Annotated in this window: 17 protein-coding genes and 1 pseudogene; 2 read left to right on the top strand and 16 right to left on the bottom strand. The window is 53.7% G+C overall.

What is annotated here, in order from left to right; all coding sequences use genetic code 11:
- Positions 1-95: 95 nt before the first annotated feature.
- The 5 genes from RTX30_RS04375 to RTX30_RS04355 all read right to left on the bottom strand — a co-directional run bounded on the left by RTX30_RS04375 (position 96) and on the right by RTX30_RS04355 (position 6998).
- Positions 96-329 carry a YgdI/YgdR family lipoprotein gene (locus tag RTX30_RS04375; protein WP_312687194.1) on the bottom strand — a complete coding sequence of 78 codons (234 nt, stop codon included), beginning with the start codon at positions 327-329 and terminating at the stop codon, positions 96-98.
- 206 nt (positions 330-535) lie between these two features.
- Positions 536-3760, bottom strand: a complete 3225-nt coding sequence (gene carB, locus RTX30_RS04370; RefSeq protein ID WP_312687192.1) for a carbamoyl-phosphate synthase large subunit — start codon at positions 3758-3760, stop codon at positions 536-538.
- Positions 3761-3777: 17 nt separating this feature from the next.
- Positions 3778-4926: a glutamine-hydrolyzing carbamoyl-phosphate synthase small subunit gene (carA, locus tag RTX30_RS04365; protein ID WP_312687190.1), complete on the bottom strand. Its 1149-nt coding sequence runs from the start codon at positions 4924-4926 to the stop codon at positions 3778-3780.
- A 453-nt stretch (positions 4927-5379) separates the two neighbouring features.
- A complete protein-coding gene (dapB, locus tag RTX30_RS04360) occupies positions 5380-6201 on the bottom strand; it encodes a 4-hydroxy-tetrahydrodipicolinate reductase (RefSeq protein WP_312687188.1) in 822 nt (273 codons plus the stop codon).
- A gap of 161 nt (positions 6202-6362) precedes the next feature.
- The gene (locus RTX30_RS04355; RefSeq protein ID WP_312687186.1) at positions 6363-6998 is read right to left on the bottom strand and encodes an alanyl-tRNA editing protein; all 636 of its coding nucleotides are present in this window, start codon (positions 6996-6998) and stop codon (positions 6363-6365) included.
- Positions 6999-7090: 92 nt separating this feature from the next.
- On the opposite strand from RTX30_RS04355, the gene RTX30_RS04350 reads away from it, so the two are divergent.
- Positions 7091-7990 carry a LysR family transcriptional regulator gene (locus tag RTX30_RS04350; protein WP_312687183.1) on the top strand — a complete coding sequence of 300 codons (900 nt, stop codon included), beginning with the start codon at positions 7091-7093 and terminating at the stop codon, positions 7988-7990.
- On the opposite strand, the gene rihC is transcribed toward RTX30_RS04350, so the two are convergent.
- The 7 genes and pseudogenes from rihC to RTX30_RS04315 form a co-directional block, all read right to left on the bottom strand.
- A complete protein-coding gene (rihC, locus tag RTX30_RS04345; protein WP_312687181.1) occupies positions 7987-8901 on the bottom strand; it encodes a ribonucleoside hydrolase RihC in 915 nt (304 codons plus the stop codon). The two genes, RTX30_RS04350 and rihC, sit on opposite strands and share 4 nt — an antisense overlap.
- A gap of 72 nt (positions 8902-8973) precedes the next feature.
- Positions 8974-9924, bottom strand: a complete 951-nt coding sequence (gene ispH, locus RTX30_RS04340; RefSeq protein WP_312687179.1) for a 4-hydroxy-3-methylbut-2-enyl diphosphate reductase — start codon at positions 9922-9924, stop codon at positions 8974-8976.
- Entirely contained in the window at positions 9905-10375 is a 471-nt protein-coding gene (fkpB, locus tag RTX30_RS04335; protein WP_312687176.1) for an FKBP-type peptidyl-prolyl cis-trans isomerase, read from the bottom strand. Before fkpB ends, ispH begins: the two co-directional genes overlap by 20 nt.
- A gap of 102 nt (positions 10376-10477) precedes the next feature.
- Positions 10478-10978 (bottom strand): signal peptidase II, encoded by a 501-nt coding sequence (lspA, locus tag RTX30_RS04330; protein WP_312687174.1) that lies wholly within the window; start codon positions 10976-10978, stop codon positions 10478-10480.
- Positions 10978-13794: an isoleucine--tRNA ligase gene (ileS, locus tag RTX30_RS04325; RefSeq protein WP_312687173.1), complete on the bottom strand. Its 2817-nt coding sequence runs from the start codon at positions 13792-13794 to the stop codon at positions 10978-10980. Before ileS ends, lspA begins: the two co-directional genes overlap by 1 nt.
- Before the next feature lie 45 nt (positions 13795-13839).
- Positions 13840-14781 (bottom strand): bifunctional riboflavin kinase/FAD synthetase, encoded by a 942-nt coding sequence (gene ribF, locus RTX30_RS04320; protein WP_312687172.1) that lies wholly within the window; start codon positions 14779-14781, stop codon positions 13840-13842.
- A gap of 7 nt (positions 14782-14788) precedes the next feature.
- Positions 14789-15006: pseudogene (locus RTX30_RS04315) on the bottom strand (DUF2575 domain-containing protein).
- 102 nt (positions 15007-15108) lie between these two features.
- Between RTX30_RS04315 and rpsT the strand changes: the two are divergent.
- Positions 15109-15372 (top strand): 30S ribosomal protein S20, encoded by a 264-nt coding sequence (gene rpsT / locus RTX30_RS04310; protein WP_012015991.1) that lies wholly within the window; start codon positions 15109-15111, stop codon positions 15370-15372.
- A 48-nt stretch (positions 15373-15420) separates the two neighbouring features.
- On the opposite strand, the gene nhaR is transcribed toward rpsT, so the two are convergent.
- From nhaR to dnaK, 4 genes are all read right to left on the bottom strand, one after another.
- Positions 15421-16320, bottom strand: coding sequence for a transcriptional activator NhaR (nhaR, locus tag RTX30_RS04305; RefSeq protein ID WP_312687170.1), 900 nt, complete (start codon positions 16318-16320; stop codon positions 15421-15423).
- 28 nt (positions 16321-16348) lie between these two features.
- Positions 16349-17512, bottom strand: a complete 1164-nt coding sequence (nhaA, locus tag RTX30_RS04300) for a Na+/H+ antiporter NhaA (protein WP_312687168.1) — start codon at positions 17510-17512, stop codon at positions 16349-16351.
- Between the two features lie 164 nt (positions 17513-17676).
- The gene (dnaJ, locus tag RTX30_RS04295) at positions 17677-18816 is read right to left on the bottom strand and encodes a molecular chaperone DnaJ (protein ID WP_312687165.1); all 1140 of its coding nucleotides are present in this window, start codon (positions 18814-18816) and stop codon (positions 17677-17679) included.
- A gap of 85 nt (positions 18817-18901) precedes the next feature.
- Entirely contained in the window at positions 18902-20815 is a 1914-nt protein-coding gene (gene dnaK, locus RTX30_RS04290; RefSeq protein WP_312687163.1) for a molecular chaperone DnaK, read from the bottom strand.
- Between the last annotated feature and the right edge of the window lie 56 nt (positions 20816-20871).

The following is a 20871-nucleotide window of genomic DNA, read 5'->3' as shown; positions in this document are numbered from 1 at the left end:
AATCGTCCGGCTAACAGCGCCAATCTGTGTGGGAATACGGGGGCGTAAGCAGAAGGGGTGCGGCAGCCGGGGCTGCCGCCTGAGCGCTGTCGGAATTAGTTATCCAACTCACTCATGTTTTTCACCTGGTCGCGGTTAATCTGCTCGGTTTTGCCGGTTTCCGCATTTTTGTAGGATACCAGCCCAGTATCGTCATCAACCTGCGGCTTACCGTCGGTCACAATCGTGCGGCCATCGGTGGTGCGAACTGCCTGATTAGAAGAACACCCGGCAACAGTAAACAGCGCTGCAGCAGTAAAAAGTGAAGTGATCAGAAGTTTAGTTTGCATGGTTATCTCCCTGCTTTTCAGTGGTTATCATTCATCTGCTTATCTATTTTAGGTTAACTCACTGAGCCAGGTGGAAAATGCAGAACACTCTGAAGGGAAGCAGCAGGGAAACAAAAAGACACAGGCCTGATAAGCGAAGCGCCATCAGGCCTGTGGTCACACCGTGCAGGTCAATCAACCCGCCCAAAAAACGGGCCGGATATGACTTATTTACCGATTAACGCGTGCATCTCCTGCACCGAAATTACCTTTTCAGTGGCATCAGCATTTAACGCCATGGTGGTGGCGAAACCGCCATTCAACGTAGTGTCATAATGCACTTTGTATTGCAGTGCGCTGCGGCGAATCAGTTTGGAGTCTTCAATTGCCTGACGTCCTGCCGTGGTGTTAATGATGTAGGTGTACTCGCCATTCTTGATACGATCCTGAATGTGCGGGCGGCCCTCATGCACTTTGTTCACCAGGCGCGGGTTAATACCCGCTTCCCCCAGCACAATCGCCGTACCGTGAGTGGCATCCAACTCGAAGCCCTGTTTCAGCAGTTTTGCCGCCAAATCTACCACGCGTTCTTTATCACCTTCACGCACGGAGAGCAGCGCGCGCCCCTGCTTCTTCATGTTGGAGTTGCTGCCCAGTTGCGCTTTCGCGAACGCTTCCGCGAAGGTGCGTCCTACGCCCATGACCTCTCCGGTCGAACGCATTTCTGGCCCTAACAGCGGGTCAACGCCCGGGAATTTGTTAAACGGCAACACCACTTCTTTCACCGAATAATACGGCGGGATGATTTCTTTAGTATGGCCCTGCTGCATCAGCGTTTTACCGGTCATCACGCGCGCGGCAACTTTTGCCAGCGGCAGACCAGTCGCTTTGGAGACAAACGGTACCGTACGCGCAGCACGCGGGTTCACTTCAATCAGATAGACTTCGTTATCTTTGACGGCAAACTGCACGTTCATCAGACCGCGCACTTGCAGTTCGAACGCCAGCTTCTGCACCTGCTGGCGCATAACATCCTGAATTTCCTGGCTCAGCGTATACGCTGGCAGAGAGCATGCGGAGTCGCCGGAGTGAACGCCAGCCTGTTCGATATGCTCCATGATGCCGCCAATCAGCACGTTTTCGCCGTCGCATACTGCGTCAACGTCCACTTCCACCGCGTCATCAAGGAATTTATCCAGCAGCACCGGCGCGTCGTTAGATACGCTAACTGCGGTCATAAAGTAGCGGCGCAGGTCAACTTCGTCATAGACGATTTCCATGGCGCGCCCGCCCAGTACGTAAGAAGGACGCACCACCAGCGGATAAGTGATCTCTTTGGCTTTCTCAACCGCCTGCTCCAGCGCAGTTACCGTGGCGTTGGCAGGCTGTTTCAACTTCAGGCGCTCAACCGCATGCTGGAAACGCTCGCGGTCTTCCGCGCGGTCAATGGCGTCCGGGCTGGTACCAATAACAGGTACACCCGCCGCTTCCAGCGCACGAGCCAGTTTCAGTGGCGTCTGGCCGCCGTACTGCACGATGACGCCTTTTGGCTTCTCAATACGCACGATTTCCAGCACATCTTCAAAGGTAACCGGTTCGAAGTAGAGACGGTCTGAGGTGTCGTAATCGGTCGATACGGTTTCCGGGTTACAGTTCACCATAATGGTTTCGTAACCATCTTCACGCAGTGCCAGCGAGGCATGTACGCAGCAGTAATCGAACTCGATACCCTGGCCGATACGGTTTGGTCCCCCGCCCAACACCATGATTTTTTCACGGTCCTGATTCGGGTTGGCTTCGCACTCTTCTTCATAGGTGGAGTACATGTAGGCCGTGTCGGTGGAGAATTCCGCCGCGCAGGTATCCACGCGCTTGTAAACCGGGTGCAGGTTGTACTGATCGCGCAGCTTGCGGATTTCCGCTTCGCGTACACCAGCCAGTTTTGCCAGGCGCGCATCGGCAAAGCCTTTGCGTTTCAGCTGACGCAGGAATTCTGCATCCAGACCGTTGATACCCACTTCCGCAACCTGCTCTTCCAGGCGCACCAGTTCTTCGATTTGCACCAGGAACCAGCGGTCAATATTGGTAAGATTAAATACGCCATCCACAGAGAGGCCCGCACGGAAAGCATCCGCGATGTACCAGATACGCTCTGCGCCAGCATCTTTCAGTTCGCGGCGGATTTTGGTCAGCGCTTCCGGGTCATCCAGGCTGACTTTTGGATCAAAACCGGTCGCACCCACTTCCAGGCCGCGCAGCGCTTTCTGCATCGACTCTTGCTGCGTGCGGCCAATCGCCATCACTTCGCCCACCGATTTCATCTGAGTGGTCAGGCGGTCATTGGCACCAACGAATTTTTCGAAGTTAAAGCGAGGGATTTTGGTAACAACATAGTCGATAGAAGGCTCGAACGATGCCGGGGTGCGTCCGCCGGTAATGTCGTTCATCAGCTCATCCAGCGTGTAGCCCACCGCCAGTTTCGCCGCGACTTTGGCAATCGGGAAGCCGGTCGCTTTTGACGCCAGCGCCGAGGAGCGCGACACACGCGGGTTCATCTCAATAACGATCAGACGACCATTTTTCGGGTTCACCGCAAACTGTACGTTCGAGCCGCCGGTTTCCACCCCGATTTCACGCAGTACCGCCATCGAGGCGTTACGCATGATTTGGTACTCTTTATCGGTCAGGGTTTGCGCTGGCGCAACGGTGATGGAGTCGCCGGTATGGATACCCATGGCATCGAAGTTTTCAATCGAGCAGACGATGATGCAGTTGTCGTTTTTATCACGCACCACTTCCATCTCGTACTCTTTCCAGCCAATCAGCGACTCGTCAATCAGCAGCTCATTGGTCGGGGAAAGATCCAGCCCGCGGGCGCAAATTTCTTCAAACTCTTCTCGGTTGTAAGCGATACCGCCGCCAGTGCCACCCATCGTAAAGGAAGGACGGATAATACACGGATAGCCGACATCTGCCGCCACGGCCAGTGCTTCGTCCATCGTATGTGCAATGCCGGAGCGGGCTGTGTCGAGGCCGATTTTTTTCATCGCAATATCGAAACGACGGCGATCTTCAGCTTTATCAATCGCATCGGCGGTAGCACCAATCATCGTCACACCGAACTCTTCCAGTACACCCTGGCGTTCCAGTTCCAGCGCACAGTTCAGCGCCGTCTGGCCGCCCATGGTAGGCAGTACCGCATCCGGGCGCTCTTTCTCAATAATTTTGCGCACCACTTCCCAGTGAATCGGCTCGATGTAAGTCGCATCGGCCATTTCCGGGTCAGTCATAATGGTTGCCGGGTTGGAGTTCACCAGAATAACGCGGTATCCCTCTTCGCGCAGGGCTTTACAGGCCTGCGCGCCTGAGTAGTCGAATTCACATGCCTGGCCGATAACAATCGGGCCAGCGCCAAGGATCAGGATGCTTTTTATATCAGTACGTTTTGGCATGGCTCTTTTTCTCCTGATTATTTGGCGGTGTTGCGGTATTGCTCAATTAACTCAATGAAATGGTCGAACAGTGGCGCGGCATCGTGCGGGCCAGGGCTGGCTTCCGGGTGCCCCTGGAAGCTGAAGGCCGGTTTGTCAGTACGATGGATGCCCTGTAACGTGCCATCAAACAGCGATTTATGCGTAACGCGCAAATTGGCCGGCATGCTCGCCTCATCTACCGCAAAACCGTGGTTCTGCGCGGTGATCATCACGGTGTTGTTATCAATGTCTTTCACCGGGTGGTTACCACCGTGGTGACCAAACTTCATCTTCACGGTTTTTGCACCGCTTGCCAGCGCCAGCAGTTGATGGCCAAGGCAGATGCCGAACACTGGGATGTCGGTGTCGAGGAACGTTTTAATCGCCTCAATCGCATAGTCGCACGGCGCCGGGTCACCCGGACCGTTAGACAGGAACACACCGTCCGGATTGAGTTTCAGTACTTCTGCTGCAGAGGTTTTTGCCGGGACGACCGTCAGGCGACAGCCTCTGTCTACCAGCATGCGCAGGATATTGCGTTTTGCGCCGTAATCGTACGCCACCACATGGTAGGGCAGTTCGTCGTCTTTCTTCGCTGGCGGCAGGTCGTCTGCGAGTGTCCAGCTGCCCTGTGTCCAGCTGTAGGTTTCCGCCGTAGTGACCTCTTTTGCCAGGTCCATACCGTTCAGGCCCGGGAAAGCTTTCGCTTTTTCCAGCGCGACGGCAGCGTCCACATTTTCCCCGGCGATGATGCAGCCGTTTTGCGCGCCTTTCTCACGCAGTAAACGGGTCAACTTACGGGTATCGATATCGGCAATCGCCACAATGTTATGGCGCTTCAGATAAGAAGAGAGGTCTTCGGTATTGCGGAAGTTGCTGGCAATCAGCGGCAGGTCACGAATGACAAGACCTTGCGCATGGACCTGGGAAGATTCTTCGTCAGCGGAATTGGTGCCGACATTGCCGATATGAGGATAAGTAAGAGTAACGATTTGGCGGGAATAGGAAGGATCAGTGAGGATTTCTTGATAACCGGTCATTGAAGTATTGAAAACGACTTCCCCAACCGCCGTGCCCGTTGCCCCTATGGCCCGACCGTGAAACTGGGTTCCGTCTTCCAGAACCAATAGCGCTGACTTAATCAAAACACCCTCCAGAGAATATTCACTCACTTTATTTGCATATTAATTCAAATGCAGATGATGAATCAATGCAAATTTGCTGGCCGTGGATTTTTGGCAAACGGCGGCATTCTGGAGAGAAGCCGGTTAAAAGTCAACTTTTGTCACCGTTTTTTCTTCCTGTTTTACGCCACTGCCCTTATTTACTGGGTTTAACAGATAAAAAGATCAAACAAAGGCCGCAGGAAAACGCTTGCGCGTATAGAAAATTGCATAGCGCTTACCATCAACGGGAAAAAGTAGACCATATGGTCAAAATTTACATTCCGGAAACAAAAAACAGAGAGAAGAGTGATAATTTTAGGGGGTATTCAAATAATTTATACTGAAAAAGATAAAATAAAAGGGCAATAAAATATTGCCCCTTGCAATCAATTGGTTACGACTGCAACAACCACATCACGATGGGTAATAAACTTACAGATTGTTGAGATCAAGCACATCCCGCATATCGAAAAGGCCATTATTTTTTCCTTTAAGCCATGAAGCGGAACGAACCGCGCCATTGGCAAAAGTCATGCGACTTGATGCTTTATGCGTTATCTCGACACGTTCGCCAATATCGGCGAACATCGCCGTGTGTTCGCCGACGATATCCCCTGCACGCACGGTCGCAAAACCAATTGTGCCCGCCACGCGTTCGCCTGTATGCCCTTCACGAGAATAAACAGCGCACTCTTTTAAATCTTTATTCAGTGCATGAGCAATCGCTTCGCCCATTGCCAGCGCCGTACCCGACGGTGCATCGACTTTGTAACGATGGTGCGCTTCCACGATTTCGATATCGGTATAGTCGCCCATCACTTTTGCTGCTTTCTCAAGCAGCTTCAGCATCACGTTCACACCCACGCTAAAGTTTGCAGCAAAGACAATCGCGATATCGTGCGCCGCATCGGCTATGGCCTGCTTGCCTGCATCATCAAAACCCGTGGTGCCAATAACCATGCTTTTCGCGTGCTGTCGGCAAAATGCCAGGTGATTCAGCGTACCCTCCGGACGGGTGAAGTCGATAAAGACATCAAAATTATCTTTCACCGCCTCAAGGCTGCTCTGAAGGGTGACCCCCGTTTTCGCCACGCCAGCCAGTTCACCGGCGTCGCTGCCCAGCAGGGATGAACCTTCACGTTCCAGTGCCGCGCCAAGCTCGACGCCGTCCATTGCCAGTGCCGCCTGAATCAGCTGACGGCCCATACGCCCGCCAGCCCCCGCGATGGCTACGCGGATTGGTGCATCATGCATAGTTGTGCTCTTTTGTTAAAAAATTGCGTAAGAATCGTTTCCAGATTAACCAGCCCGCGTCGGGGCCACCAGCCGAAAACACCGATAATTAGAATTTAATGATATACAGCTGAAAATATCAGTAAAAGGCATGATACGTCGACGCGTATGCAGGTGCTGGCTTATTCCACCGCGTAGCTCACAATCAGCTGACCTTTTTTGATTTTGATCTGGCTGATCGTAACCTGCCCCAGCGCCGCCAGCGAGTGCAGATGCGTTCCCCCGCAACCGTAAGCGGGAAGCTCACCAAAACGCACTTTACGACGCCCTTCTTTAAACACAATATGGCGAACAAGATCTGCAGATTGCCAGTCTGCGATCGGCACCAGCAAAGCGCTGGCTTCGGGCACTGTTGCCTCATCGCCGCCCTTAAAAGTTATCCGCCCTTCGCCGGGCCAGTGGTGTGCCTTCACCGGCTGCCAGCCGAGCAATTCACCGGCATAACCTATGAGATGCCCGGCAGTGTGCAGACGCGAATGTAGCATCCGCGAAGCTGCATCAACATTCAGTTCAACCGGGTCGTCTGTCGCAGGCAATACGGATGACAAAATATGCCATACCTCGTCACCGTGCTGTAATACCGCCTCGACCGCGATCCCGGCAATCGTGCCGTTGTCGGCTGGCTGGCCTCCCCCCTGAGGGTGAAAAACCGTTTTGTTGAGCACCACAGCATAGCGTCCATCATCCTGCGCTTCACAACGTAAAACCTGCGCAGTACAGGTTAGCGTATCACTGGTGTAATAAAGGCGTTCTGTCATGGCTATTCTCCTGGAAAGAGGAAGAGTATATTCAATCTGCCGACAGCAATAATCACGTCATCATTCAATGCACTTTTGCCTGGTACGCACAAATGAACTTTACTCTTCTTCCCGACCTGGCGACGTTCGTATTGATTGTCGATCAGGGGAGTTTTTCCGCAGCCGCCCGCGCGTCGGGAGCGACACCCTCCGCCCTCAGCCGCAGCGTAACGCGCCTCGAACGTGAAATGGGCAGTAAGTTACTGCACCGCACCACGCGCAAACTGGCGCTCAGCAGAACGGGGAAAATGGTGTATGAGCATGCGCAGGCAATGCTGGACGCCGCCCGGCAAGCCGTCGATTCTGGAAGCAGTGTACAAAAAGAAGCGCAGGGCAAATTGACCATTAGCGTACCCAAGGCCGTGGGCCGCTTCGTTATTCACCCGCTTATGCCGGCGTTTCTTCAGCGCTACCCGCAAGTAGACCTCTGCTTACGGCTGGAAGATCGCTATATGGATCTGATTGATGACGGGGTAGATCTCGCGCTACGCATTACCAACTCCCCGTCCCCTGGCCTCTATGGCAGGGCACTCATGCCTGTCACACACATTATCTGCGCCACGCCTGATTATCTGCGGCAACACGGTACACCAGAACATCCACAGGCGTTGCGTGAACATAGCTGCATCAGTCTGGGTGAATCACCCGCCGATTCACGCTGGAAATTCAGACGGGGCGATAAAAGCGAAACGATCCAGACGCACGGACGCTACGCCGCCAATCATACCGGCGTCCGTCTGGATGCAGTTAAGCGGCATCTTGGCATTGGCAGTTTGCCGCTGTTTACCGCCCGCGAGTCCCTTGCCAGCGGCGAAATCGTTCGGTTATTGCCAGAGTGGGAGTTTATTAGCAGCTATAGCGGTGAGTTGTGGCTGTTATGGGCTCGCCATAATCCTATGCCCGCCAGAATGCGGGCGATGATCGATTATTTGGGTGAGCAAATGGTACCTTAAGGCGCGAGAGCCAGTACTTCTGCGGCCCAATGACGAAACCCCTCGACGTCAATTTCCAGCGCCACCTGCGCATTCGGCGGCTGCCTGAGCTTGCCATCGATGTCTACCACTGTGGTGCCGGACGTGTATTGCCCCTGCGTTTCCACTGCCACAAAGCAGGGCTTCAGCGTAAACAAATCCGGACGCGCCAGCCAGGCGATGGCGCACAAATCATGCATACGCAGCCAGGTCGTCATGCTACCGCTGCGGTAGTGGCTGAACAGCGCGTGCAGCATGGCACCTGTACGATTTAGCCCGGGTAGCGTTGCCAGAAACTCGGCGGTAAGCGTGGCTTTGTTAGTCACATCCAGCCCGCACATCACAATCTCCAGCCCGCTGTTAAATACGCGAGCAGCCGCTTCCGGATCGACGGCAATGTTAAATTCAGCGTTCGGCGTGACATTCCCCCGCCCGGCAGAGCCGCCCATCATCACCAGCCGCCGAATGTTAAACAGGCACTCCGGGTAGTGCGACAGCAACAGAGCCACATTGGTTAGCGGACCGATGGTCACCAGCGTCATCGGCTCGGATGAGGCCAGAAGGGTATCGCGGATAGCCTGGAATGCCGGTTTCGCCAGCGGTTGACGTGCGTGTTCAATGAAGTCATACCCCTCCATTCCAGATTCGCCATGCACATCAGCAGCGTTATGTAACGGGCGCAGCAGAGGTGTTGCCGCACCCTGCGCCAGCGGGATATCCGCGCTCCAGAAATTTAGCAATTGCAGTGCGTTGCGGGTCGTTTTCTCCAGCGAGACATTACCCGCGACGGTGGTAATAAGCCTGAGATCGCACTGAGGCGCAAACAGCGCAGCGGCAATGGCGACAGCATCGTCAATGCCAGGATCGGTATCGAGAATTATTGGCTCACGCATCACGCCTCCTCATAAACCCCAAAAAAAATGCCAGACTGAGTCTGGCATCTTCGCATAAAGCACAGAGAAACGTTATTCGACTTCGCGAACGTCCACGCGCAGCTCTTTTGGCACTTCGAAGACGATATTCTCTTCGCGCCCTTCCAGAGGAATGGCTTCGCCGCCGCCCAGTTCCTGCAAACGGGCGATCACATTCTGCACCAGAATATCCGGTGCCGAAGCTCCGGCGGTTACCCCTACGCAGGCGATCTCTTTCACCCAGCTTTCCTGAATATCGGAAGCATCGTCGATCAGATAGGCTTTTTTGCCCATACGCTGCGCCAGTTCGGCCAGACGGTTAGAGTTGGACGAGTTTTTCGATCCCACGACCAGCACGACTTCGGCCTGTTCAGCCAGCGCACGCACCGCTTCCTGACGATTGGTGGTGGCATAGCAGATATCGTCTTTGCGCGGACCAACAATCTGAGGAAAACGTTCACGCAACGCGTCAATCACGTCGGAGGTATCATCAACGGAGAGGGTCGTCTGCGTCATAAACGACAGCCTGCCCGTATCTTTAATATTCAGCAAACCGACGTCCTGTGGCGATTCGACCAGATACATGCCCCCTTTCGGGTTGCTGTACTGGCCCATGGTGCCTTCCACTTCCGGATGCCCGGCGTGACCAATGAGGATAGCCTCTTCACCGCGCCGGCTGGCGCGAGCAACTTCCATATGGACTTTAGTAACCAGCGGGCATGTGGCGTCAAAAACGGTCAGATCGCGGCTTTTTGCTTCATTACGCACTGCCTGAGAGACACCATGCGCAGAGAAAATCAGGATCGCGCCATCCGGCACTTCACTGATTTGCTCAATAAAGATAGCGCCACGCTCGCGCAGGCTATCGACAACATAACGGTTATGCACCACTTCATGGCGCACATAAATGGGCGCGCCATACAGCGCTAACGCGTTTTCGACAATGCTGATAGCGCGGTCAACCCCGGCGCAAAAACCGCGCGGGTTAGCCAACAGGATCTGCATTTGTTTCCTCCAGTACCGGATCAACTTCCAGTACATCGATATCAAAATGAACGGTTCTGCCTGCCAGCGGGTGGTTAAAATCCACGGTAATGGAATCACCGTTGACTTCACGGATCACGCCTGGCATTTCACTGCCGTCCATTGCGGTAAACAACATAATTGCACCGATTTCTGGTTCTCCAGCATCCATAAACTCACGGCGCGAGAAGTACTGAATCAGGTCCGGGCTGGGCGTGCCGAAAGCGGCATCCGGCTCGAGGGAAAAGACTTTTTTCTCTCCGGCCTTCAGACCCAGCAGATGTTGTTCCAGTCCTTCGGAAAGAGAACCGTCACCGAGGCGAAACAGCGCCGGTTTGCCGTTATTGCGGGTTGACTCGGCAAGCGAGCCATCTTCGAGTTTCAGCGTGAAGTGCACCAGCACTGCGCTATCACTCTGTACGGATTTAGACATGCAGGTTGCTCTTATGTTTTAGCGATGGTACTGCCCGGCTGCGCGTCGATTGCCAGAAGGCGCGACGCGAGTGATGACACAACCGGGCAGACTGTTGGCAGCTTACGCCTGTTTCTTCGCCGCTGTGGACGGTAAAAAACCTTCCAGCACAATCAGCGCCGCACCGATACAGATTGCGGTATCAGCAAGGTTAAAGGTAGCAAAATGCCAGTCGCCCACATAGAAATCGATCATATCGACGACAAAACCATGCCACAAACGATCAAACAGGTTACCCAACGCGCCACCAATGATCAGCGCATAGGCAATATTGTTCAGTTTTTGTGACGCCCTGGCGCGGTACATCAGCACCGTCAACACCACGCAGATACCTAATGCGATACCGGCGAAGAACCAACGCTGCCAGCCACCGCTGTCCGCCAGAAAACTGAATGCTGCGCCATAGTTACGCGCATAGTGCAGATTGAGCGACGGGAACAGTGATACCGTCTCCCCCAGAGCGAAGTTCTGGAGGATCAGGTATTTGCTGCCCAGATCGATAATCAGCACGACTACAACCAGCCACAGCCAGCGTAGTCCCGTTGAACAGATCGGTTTACTCATCAGGCGAACTTACGTTTTTCGCCGTCACCGGCGACATTGCTTACACAGCGTCCGCAGATATCTGCGTGTTCCGCCACCTGACCGATATCGGTAGTGTAATGCCAGCAACGCGGGCACTTCTCTCCGTCGGCTTTGCTTAACGCCACCTTCAGCCCTTTGAGCACATCGCTCTGCCAGGCCTCGGCGGAAGCCGCTGCATAATCCGCAACTTTCGCACCGGAGGTCAACAGGACAAATCGCAATTCATCGCCCAGCGCGGTCAGCTTCGCCGCCAGCTCCGCTTCGGCAAACAACGTGACCGATGCTTCCAGCGAACCACCGACTTTTTTGTCAGCACGCGCCTGTTCAATCACCTTGTTCACTTCGCCACGCACTTTCAACAGCGTGTCCCAGAAGGCATCGTTCATGGCTTCGGTTTCAGCCAGACCGAACAGGCCTTCGTACCATTCGCCGGTGAAGACATACTTCTCGCGATCGCCTGGCAAATAACCCCAGATTTCATCAGCGGTGAAGGACATGATCGGCGCCATCCAGCGCACCAGCGCTTCACAGATATGCCAAAGCGCGGTCTGGCAGCTGCGACGTGCCACGCTGTCTGCTTTGGCGGTGTACTGGCGATCTTTAATGATATCGAGATAAAACGATCCCATTTCGATCGAGCAAAAACGCATCAGACGCTGCACCACTTCGTGGAAATCATAGGATTCATAAGCTTTGATGATATCTTCCTGAGCCGCTTGTGCGCAGCCTACCGCCCAGCGATCCAGAACCACCATCTCTTCCGGTTGCACCTTATCGGTTGCCGGATCGAAACCATTCAGGTTCGCCAGCAAGAAACGTGCGGTGTTACGGATACGACGATAGCTGTCAGCAGCACGCTTCAGGATCTCATCGGATACAGCCATCTCGCCGGTGTAGTCGGTGGAAGCTACCCACAGACGCAGAATGTCCGCGCCCAGTTTGTTCATCACATCCTGCGGCGATACGGTGTTGCCGATGGATTTGGACATCTTGCGGCCCTGACCATCCACGGTAAAGCCGTGCGTCAGTACCTGACGGTAAGGCGCTTTGCCCTTCATCGCTGTTGAGATCATCAGCGAGGACATAAACCAGCCGCGATGCTGATCCGACCCTTCGAGATACATATCTGCTGCATGCCCGGAAAATTCCGGACGCACATCAACCACCGATGCGTGGGTTGACCCAGAGTCAAACCAGACGTCCAGCGTGTCCGGCACTTTCACGTAGTTATCTGCGTCGTCACCCATGATGTCGCGTGGGTCAAGATCCCACCACGCCTGGATGCCATCAATTTCAACACGCTTAGCTACGGCTTCGATCAACTCTTCGGTACGCGGATGCAACTCTTCGGTGTCTTTATGCACGAACAGCGACATCGGCACGCCCCAGGTACGCTGACGAGATATACACCAGTCCGGACGGTTAGCGACCATAGATTCAATCCGCGCCTGACCCCAATCCGGGATCCACTGCACGCCTTTGATCTCTTTCAGCGACTGTGCGCGCAGACCTTTCTGATCCATGCTGACAAACCACTGCGGGGTCGCACGGAAAATGATCGGCGACTTGTGACGCCAGCAGCACGGATAGCTATGCTGCATTTTCTCAACGTGCAGCAGCGCCCCGCTCTCACGCAGCATATTGACGATAATGTCATTGGCTTTGAAAACGTTGACACCATCAAGCGTCGGGTAGGTTCCCGGCAGGTATGCGCCATCCGGGCCAACCGGGTTCGCAATTTCCAGACCGTATTTCAGGCTGATGGTGTAGTCGTCCGGACCATGGCCGCCAGCAGTATGCACCGCCCCTGTACCTGCATCCAGCGTAACGTGATCGCCAAGGATTGCCGGCACGTCAAAGTCGAGGAACGGATGTTTAAAGCGCATCAGTTCAAGTTCTGCACCTTTCACGGTCCCCAGCACGCTGTAGTCAGCCGCGCCAATGCGTTTTGCCACGCTGTCGGCCAGATCCTTCGCCAGAATCAGCGCCTGACCGTCGATCTGCACCAGCGCATAGTCAAACTCAGGCGAGAGGGAGATGGCACGGTTAGCAGGTAACGTCCACGGTGTGGTGGTCCAGATAACCAGTGAAACCGGGCCATTTACTGACGTGACGCCGAATTTGGCTTTTACCGCGTCCTGATCGACCGCGTGAAACGCCACATCAATGGACGGGGACGTTTTGTCGTAGTACTCCACTTCGGCTTCGGCCAGGGCGGAACGGCAATCAACGCACCAGTGCACCGGCTTGGCACCTTTGTGCAGGTGACCGTTACCGATGATTTTGCCCAGCGCGCGAATAATGTTGGCTTCGGTTTTGAAGTCCATGGTCAGGTAAGGATGCGACCAATCACCCAGGACGCCCAGGCGGATAAAGTCGGCACGCTGACCGTCAACCTGTGTGGCCGCATATTCGCGGCATTTGGCACGAAACTCGGCGGCGGTGAATTTCTCACCCGGCTTACCGTATTCCTGCTCCACTTTCAGCTCGATCGGCAGACCGTGACAGTCCCAGCCCGGAACATAAGGCGAGTCATATCCTGCGAGTCCTTTGGACTTCACAATAATGTCTTTCAGAATCTTGTTAACCGAGTGACCAATATGAATGCTGCCATTCGCATATGGAGGGCCATCATGCAGAATGAAGGTTTTTTTGCCTTTTTTCGCCGCACGGATGATGCCGTACAGGTCATCATCAGTCCAACGCGCCAGCATTCCCGGTTCGCGCTTGGCGAGATCGCCACGCATCGGGAACCCTGTTTCCGGCAAATTCAGGGTAGATTTATAGTCACTCATCAGATTCTCGGTTCCGTATTTCGGTTTGATTAATACCACCAGGCCTTAAGAAGCCGGTTTAGATAGCCCAAAAAATTCGCGGGCCGCTACCTCATCTCGGGCGATTTGCGCCTTCAGTTCATCAAGGGAAGCAAATCGCTGCTCGTTGCGTATTTTTTTACGCAGTATGACATCTATATGGCGCCCATAAAGGTCCATTACAACGTCCAGCACATGCACTTCCAGTTGCTGACGCACACCAGCGACCGTCGGGCGAGTACCAATATTGGCCACGCCGGGTAAAACACTATCGCCCAGTCCAGCCACTTCTACCGCATACACCCCTTTAACCGGGGAGACCTGACGACGCAGCGGTAAATTCGCCGTCGGGAAACCTATCGTGCGCCCCAGTTCATCTCCGTGCACAACGCGCCCGGAAATGCTAAAGGGGTGACCGAGTAAATTTTCAGCCAGTGAAAGATCATCGTTAGCCAGCGCCTGACGTACCGCAGTGCTGCTGACGCGTGCGCCACCTTCACAGAACGTTTGCGTACTGATTACATCAAAGCCGTACTTTTCACCGGCCTTCTGTAATAACAAGAAATCCCCCTGGCGACCAGCGCCAAAGCGGAAATCGTCACCCACTGCGAGAAATTTCACACCGAGACGATCAACCAGCAAGTCGCTGACGAAGGTTTGTGCGGTCAATGCTGCAAAACGACGATCGAAGCGTAAGCACAACACGTAATCCACGCCGCATTCAGCCAGCCAGCGCAGTTTCTCCCGGAGACGAGTCAGGCGCGCGGGCGCTTTTTCCCCGGCAAACAACTCCAGCGGTTGTGGCTCGAAAATCATGACCACGACTGGCAACCCGCGAGCACGGCCCTCTTCTCTAAGCCCTTGTAATAACGCCTGATGGCCACGATGCACGCCATCAAAATTACCAATAGTCAGCACACACCCTTGCGGTGCCTGGCTGAGATTATGTATGCCGCGTATCAGCTTCATGTCTGGCTCAAAACAGTGAAAATCGTCGGATTATACCTTGTACAGCGGGCAACGTTAACCGACGATTGCCTTTACAAGGCAGAAAGGAGAAGGATTTCATCAGGCTGTATCCCTTCGCCAGGAAAATCTGGCGCTGAGAGCGATTTTTCTGGTGGAAAAGCTGTATTCGTGGCACGCAAGCTGTTAGAATCCTGCGCCATCACTACGTAACGTAGCGTCGTGCATTAACGGCGCTTATTTGCACAAATCCATTGACAAAAGAAGGCTAAAAGGGCATATTCCCCGGCCTTTGAATTGTCCATATAGATCATATTTGGGAGTTGGACCTTGGCTAATATCAAATCAGCTAAGAAGCGCGCCGTTCAGTCTGAAAAGGCTCGCAAGCACAATGCTAGCCGTCGCTCAATGATGCGTACTTTCATCAAGAAAGTATACGCAGCTATTGAAGCTGGCGACAAAGCCGCTGCGCAGAATGCATTTAACGAAATGCAACCGATCGTGGATCGTCAGGCCGCTAAAGGTCTGATCCACAAAAACAAAGCAGCGCGTCATAAAGCTAACCTGACCGCGCAGATCAGCAAACTGGCTTAATCGCTCGCTTGCTCGCTTTGTGAAAAAACCCGCCTCTGGCGGGTTTTTTTATTTCTGAGGCAGCGAAAAGAGACCTGAATAATCGCGATTGCAGATACGCTGTACCGCCGGATGCTGGATCATGCGCTCGGCAAAAATTGCGTGATACTCCTCCATCACGTTATCGACCCGCCCTATTTCTACCATGCGCTCGTCGGCAAAAAAATCGTGAGCATATAACGTCGGTGCAACAAAAATCGCGTTATGCGCCGCACCGAACGCTTTCATCAATGCGGCATCGTCAAATTCGCCGAGGATCTCAACCTGCAAGCCCTGAACGTTAAACCAGTTCTGCAGCTTACGGCCGAGCATTGAACGTCGACCGGGAACGAGCAAACGGCGCTCCTCCAGGCAGGCAGGAAACGGCGAACGCGGCGGCGGACTGGTGCACCAAAAGCTTACACTGCACTCACCTATTTTCACCGAGAACAGTCCCTCCTGCTGCGTCGAATCAATGGGGCAGTCGGAGATAATCATGTCCAGCTTGTGCTGACTGAGTTGTTCCAGCAACAGTTCATGAGTGGACTCAAAACAGCGCAAATGGATCTGCTCGCCCTCCAGCACCGCTGCGTCCAGTACACCACTCACCAACCGCTTAGAGAGCGCATCGGCGATGCCGACATCAAACAACAAGTTTGCTTCTTTGCGGTAGTTAATGATGTCCAGCATCTCCTGGCTAAGCGTGAACATTTTGTCCGCATAGCGAAACACCAGTTCGCCCAGCTCTGTGGGTTCCAGCCCTCTGCCTTTGCGTTTAAACAGTTTGCCCTGCAGCCGATCTTCCAATGCTTTGATTTGGCCAGTAACGGTTTGCGGCGTCAGCCAGAGCGCCTCCGCCGCGCCAACGACGGAGCCTTCACGATAAACATGCCAAAAATAATACAAGTGATTGTAATTAATGTAAGACATTGGCTCTGCTCCCTAACGACGCCGACGATCAGGCGCGGGCAACACGCGTACGCAGTAAACAATAACCGAGCACTGCCGAGATGATTGAACCGGTGAGGATACCCAGCTTACTCCAGGCAACCATCTCTGCATGTGCGTCACCGAAGGCCAGTGAAGAGATAAAAATCGACATCGTAAAACCGATACCGCACAGCACACCCACGGCCATGATTTGTTTAAATACTGCGCCTTGCGGCAATTTCGCCAGTTTTGCCCGCAGCGCCAGCCAGCAGAAAAGAGAGATACCGAGCGGCTTACCGATCACCAGACCAGCAATAATGCCCAGTGGCAGCATATCGGCCAGACCGGAGAGCGACATCCCCGTCAACGATACACCGGCATTGGCAAAGGCGAACAGCGGCAGGATCAGCCATGCTACCCACGGATTAATCGCATCCACCAGTTGGTGTAAAGGCGAAACGCCTTTCTCTTCACGCAACGGAACAAAAAAGCCAACGACGACGCCTGCAAGAGTGGCATGAACGCCGGATTTTAGTACCGCCGTCCACAGTACAACACCCACCAACATATAGAGGCCAATACGCCGGACATTCAGTGCATTCATCATAGCCAGCACCACAATAGCCGCAGCCGCCACTCCCAGTGCCATGGTCGAGAGATCGCTGGTATAGAACAGGGCAATAATGATAATCGCCCCCAGGTCATCGATGATAGCCAGCGCCATCAGAAACACTTTCAGCACAGGTGGAACACGGTTTCCCAGCAAGGCAAGTACGCCAAGAGCAAAGGCTATATCGGTGGCTGTCGGAATTGCCCAGCCGTGGCTCACCAGCGGATTATGAAAATTGAACAGCAGAAAGATCAATGCCGGTGCCACCATGCCGCCAAGAGCGGCAATCACCGGGAAAACGGCCTGCTGACGGCTGGCGAGCGTGCCTTCCATCAGTTCATATTTCACTTCCAGGCCAACCATCAGGAAGAAGACTGCCATCAACGCGTCGTTGATCCACAGCAGCATATCTTTTTTGATCTCCAGCGAGCCAACTGTTAACTCAACAGGCGTTTGCAGAAAAGAGCTGTATAAATTCTGCGTGACCCCGAGATTAGCGCAGAGCATCGCCAGCGCAGCGGCAATGATAAGTACAATGCCGCCAGAGGCGTCACTGTTAAAAAAACGGTGCAATAACTTCATTTTATTCTCCCGATCCCTGTAACGTCGTGGCGCCTATCTTACTCTTCACCACTCTTCGCTAAAACCAGATTATAGTTGCTTATATATTCCTTTTTTCCGAGCAATGGGAAAAGATAAAAAAAGCCCGGCGGATGCCGGGCCTGATGACGACTGAGCGTATTCGCTTATCGCGTCAAATCATCAAAGAATTTTTTCACGCCGTCGAAGAAGCTTTTTGAGCGCGGACTGTTATTTTCACCCGTCGGGCCACCGAAACTGTCCTGTAAATCTTTCAGCAACTGTTTCTGTTTGTCGTTCAGGCCGACTGGCGTTTCAACAACGACACGGCACAACAAGTCACCCTGGGCTCCACCGCGAACAGATTTTACGCCTTTGCCGCGCATGCGGAACAGTTTACCTGTCTGTGTTTCGCTGGGGACTTTCAACTTCACGCGCCCATCCAGGGTCGGCACTTCAATTTCACCGCCGAGCGCAGCCATAGCAAAGTTAATCGGTACTTCGCAGTACAGGTTATTGCCTTCACGCTCGAAAATCGGGTGCTGTTTCACCTGCACCTGAACATACAGATCGCCTGCCGGCGCTCCATGCTCACCTGCTTCGCCTTCACCACTCAGGCGGATACGGTCACCGGTATCGACACCGGCAGGAATTTTAACGGACAAGGTCTTGGATTTTTCAACCCGACCATGCCCATGGCATTTATTGCAGGGATCTTTAATCAATGTACCGCGGCCCTGACAATGAGGACAGGTCTGCTGTACCGCAAAAAAGCCCTGACGCATCTGTACCTGACCTGCGCCGTGGCAGGTTGGACAGGTCTGCGGCTGAGTACCCGGTTTTGCGCCGTTGCCGTGGCACACGTCGCATTCTTCCAGTGTTGGAATGCGGATCTCTTTTGTCACGCCGCGCACAGCTTCTTCCAGCGTCAGGTCCATGTTGTAGCGCAAATCTGCGCCACGGGCCGCGCGTTGACGACCCCGCCCGCCGCCAAAGATATCGCCGAATACATCACCAAAAATATCGCTGAAATCTGCACCGCCGCCAAAACCGCCGCCGCCAAATCCACCGCCACCGCCTTGTTCAAACGCGGCATGGCCATACTGATCGTATGCCGCACGTTTTTGGGCATCGGTCAGGATTTCATACGCTTCTTTGATCTCTTTAAATTTGGCTTCGGCCTCTTTATCGCCCTGATTGCGGTCAGGGTGATATTTCATGGCCAGGCGTTTGTACGCCTTTTTGATTTCACGCTCTTCCGCTGTTTTCGGAACGCCTAAAATCTCGTAATAATCTTGCTTCGCCATCAGTTTATCTGCCCCTTAACATACGAGCACGGGCGTGGAGAGACCCCCGACGCCCGTGCTGGTTATCTACCCTGCATAAGGGCGATTATTTTTTGTCTTTAACTTCTTCGAACTCGGCGTCAACAACATCGTCATCTTTCGCGTTGTTCGCGGAAGCATCAGCACCCGCCTGCTGCTGTGCGTGCTGCTGTTGAGCAATTTCCAGCAGTTTCTGAGAAGCCTGCGCCAGCGCCTGCATTTTCGCTTCGATATCCGCTTTGTCTTCGCCTTTCAGCGCAGTTTCCAGCTCGCTCAGTGCAGCGTCGATAGCCGTTTTGTCTTCTGCTGGCAGCTTGTCGCCCGCCTCTTCAACCTGCTTACGGGTGCTGTGCAGCAGATGGTCGCCCTGGTTACGGGTTTGCACCAGCTCTTCGAACTTACGGTCGGACTCCGCATTCGCTTCAGCTTCGCGAACCATTTTCGCGATTTCTTCTTCGTTCAGACCGGAAGATGCCTTAATGGTGATCTTCTGCTCGCGGTTGGTGTTCTTGTCTTTTGCAGACACATGCAGAATACCGTCGGCATCGATGTCGAAGGTTACTTCAATCTGCGGCATACCACGTGGGGACGGGTTAATGCCATCCAGATTGAACTGGCCCAGCGATTTGTTATCAGATGCACGTTTACGCTCGCCCTGCAGCACATGGATAGTTACCGCAGACTGGTTGTCTTCCGCAGTAGAGAACACCTGGCTGTGTTTGGTCGGGATGGTGGTGTTTTTGTTGATCAGCGCAGTCATCACGCCGCCCATGGTTTCGATACCCAGCGATAGCGGGGTAACGTCCAGCAGCAGAACGTCTTTCACTTCACCAGTCAGAACACCGCCCTGAACCGCAGCACCAATAGCAACGGCTTCGTCCGGGTTCACGTCTTTACGCGGTTCTTTACCAAAGAACTCAGCAACTTTTTTCTGCACCATCGGCATACGAGTCTGACCACCGACCAGGATCACGTCCTGAATATCGGAAACAGACAGGCCCGCATCCTGCAGCGCAACTTTCAGCGGCTCGATGGAACGGTTAACCAGGTCTTCTACCAGGCTTTCCAGTTTCGCACGGGTCACTTTAATGTTCATGTGTTTCGGACCGGTCGCGTCTGCAGTGATGTACGGCAGGTTAACGTCGGTCTGCTGTGCAGAAGAGAGTTCGATTTTCGCTTTTTCTGCAGCTTCTTTCAGACGCTGCATTGCCAGCGGATCGTTGCGCAGATCGATGCCCTGATCTTTCTTGAACTCTTCTACCAGATAGTTAATCAGACGGCTGTCGAAGTCTTCGCCACCCAGGTGGGTATCACCGTTGGTTGCCAGAACTTCGAAGGTTTTCTCGCCTTCAACTTCATCAATTTCGATGATAGAGATATCGAACGTACCACCACCCAGGTCATATACTGCGATGGTGCGGTTGCCGGTTTCTTTATCCAGACCGTAAGCCAGCGCTGCCGCTGTCGGTTCGTTGATAATACGTTTGACTTCCAGGCCCGCGATACGGCCGGCATCTTTGGTTGCCTGACGCTGCGCATCGTTGAAGTAAGCCGGAACGGTAATAACTGCTTCAGTTACCGGTTCACCCAGGTAATCTTCCGCGGTTTTTTTCATTTTTTTCAGGACTTCAGCAGAGATCTGCGGCGGCGCCATTTTGGTGCCTTTTACGTCGATCCATGCATCGCCATTATCAGCCGCGATGATTTTGTACGGCATGATGGATTCATCACGCTGAACTTCTTCGTCCAGGAAGCGACGGCCAATCAGGCGTTTGATCGCAAACAGTGTGTTTTGCGGGTTCGTCACTGCCTGACGTTTAGCCGGCTGACCCACCAGAGTTTCGCCATCCTGAGTGTAAGCAATGATAGAAGGCGTAGTGCGATCGCCCTCTGCGTTCTCCAGCACACGTGCCTGAGTGCCATCCATAATCGCTACACAAGAGTTGGTAGTACCCAGGTCGATACCAATAATTTTACCCATCTAAACGTCTCCACTAAAAATTCGGTCAACATGTGGTTGTGAATCTGTAATAAGGG

Origin of the sequence: Kosakonia sp. (assembly GCF_032052965.1) — a bacterium.
Classification (GTDB): domain Bacteria; phylum Pseudomonadota; class Gammaproteobacteria; order Enterobacterales; family Enterobacteriaceae; genus Kosakonia.
This window is presented reverse-complemented; position numbering and strand designations above follow the sequence as displayed.

Coding starts and splice junctions, on each gene's coding strand:
- RTX30_RS04375 (WP_312687194.1), bottom strand. CDS start 329: ATGCAAACTAAACTTCTGATCACTTCACTTTTTACTGCTGCAGCGCTG.
- carB (WP_312687192.1), bottom strand. CDS start 3,760: ATGCCAAAACGTACTGATATAAAAAGCATCCTGATCCTTGGCGCTGGC.
- dapB (WP_312687188.1), bottom strand. CDS start 6,201: ATGCATGATGCACCAATCCGCGTAGCCATCGCGGGGGCTGGCGGGCGT.
- RTX30_RS04355 (WP_312687186.1), bottom strand. CDS start 6,998: ATGACAGAACGCCTTTATTACACCAGTGATACGCTAACCTGTACTGCG.
- RTX30_RS04350 (WP_312687183.1), top strand. CDS start 7,091: ATGAACTTTACTCTTCTTCCCGACCTGGCGACGTTCGTATTGATTGTC.
- rihC (WP_312687181.1), bottom strand. CDS start 8,901: ATGCGTGAGCCAATAATTCTCGATACCGATCCTGGCATTGACGATGCT.
- ispH (WP_312687179.1), bottom strand. CDS start 9,924: ATGCAGATCCTGTTGGCTAACCCGCGCGGTTTTTGCGCCGGGGTTGAC.
- fkpB (WP_312687176.1), bottom strand. CDS start 10,375: ATGTCTAAATCCGTACAGAGTGATAGCGCAGTGCTGGTGCACTTCACG.
- lspA (WP_312687174.1), bottom strand. CDS start 10,978: ATGAGTAAACCGATCTGTTCAACGGGACTACGCTGGCTGTGGCTGGTT.
- ileS (WP_312687173.1), bottom strand. CDS start 13,794: ATGAGTGACTATAAATCTACCCTGAATTTGCCGGAAACAGGGTTCCCG.
- ribF (WP_312687172.1), bottom strand. CDS start 14,781: ATGAAGCTGATACGCGGCATACATAATCTCAGCCAGGCACCGCAAGGG.
- nhaR (WP_312687170.1), bottom strand. CDS start 16,320: ATGTCTTACATTAATTACAATCACTTGTATTATTTTTGGCATGTTTAT.
- nhaA (WP_312687168.1), bottom strand. CDS start 17,512: ATGAAGTTATTGCACCGTTTTTTTAACAGTGACGCCTCTGGCGGCATT.
- dnaJ (WP_312687165.1), bottom strand. CDS start 18,816: ATGGCGAAGCAAGATTATTACGAGATTTTAGGCGTTCCGAAAACAGCG.
- dnaK (WP_312687163.1), bottom strand. CDS start 20,815: ATGGGTAAAATTATTGGTATCGACCTGGGTACTACCAACTCTTGTGTA.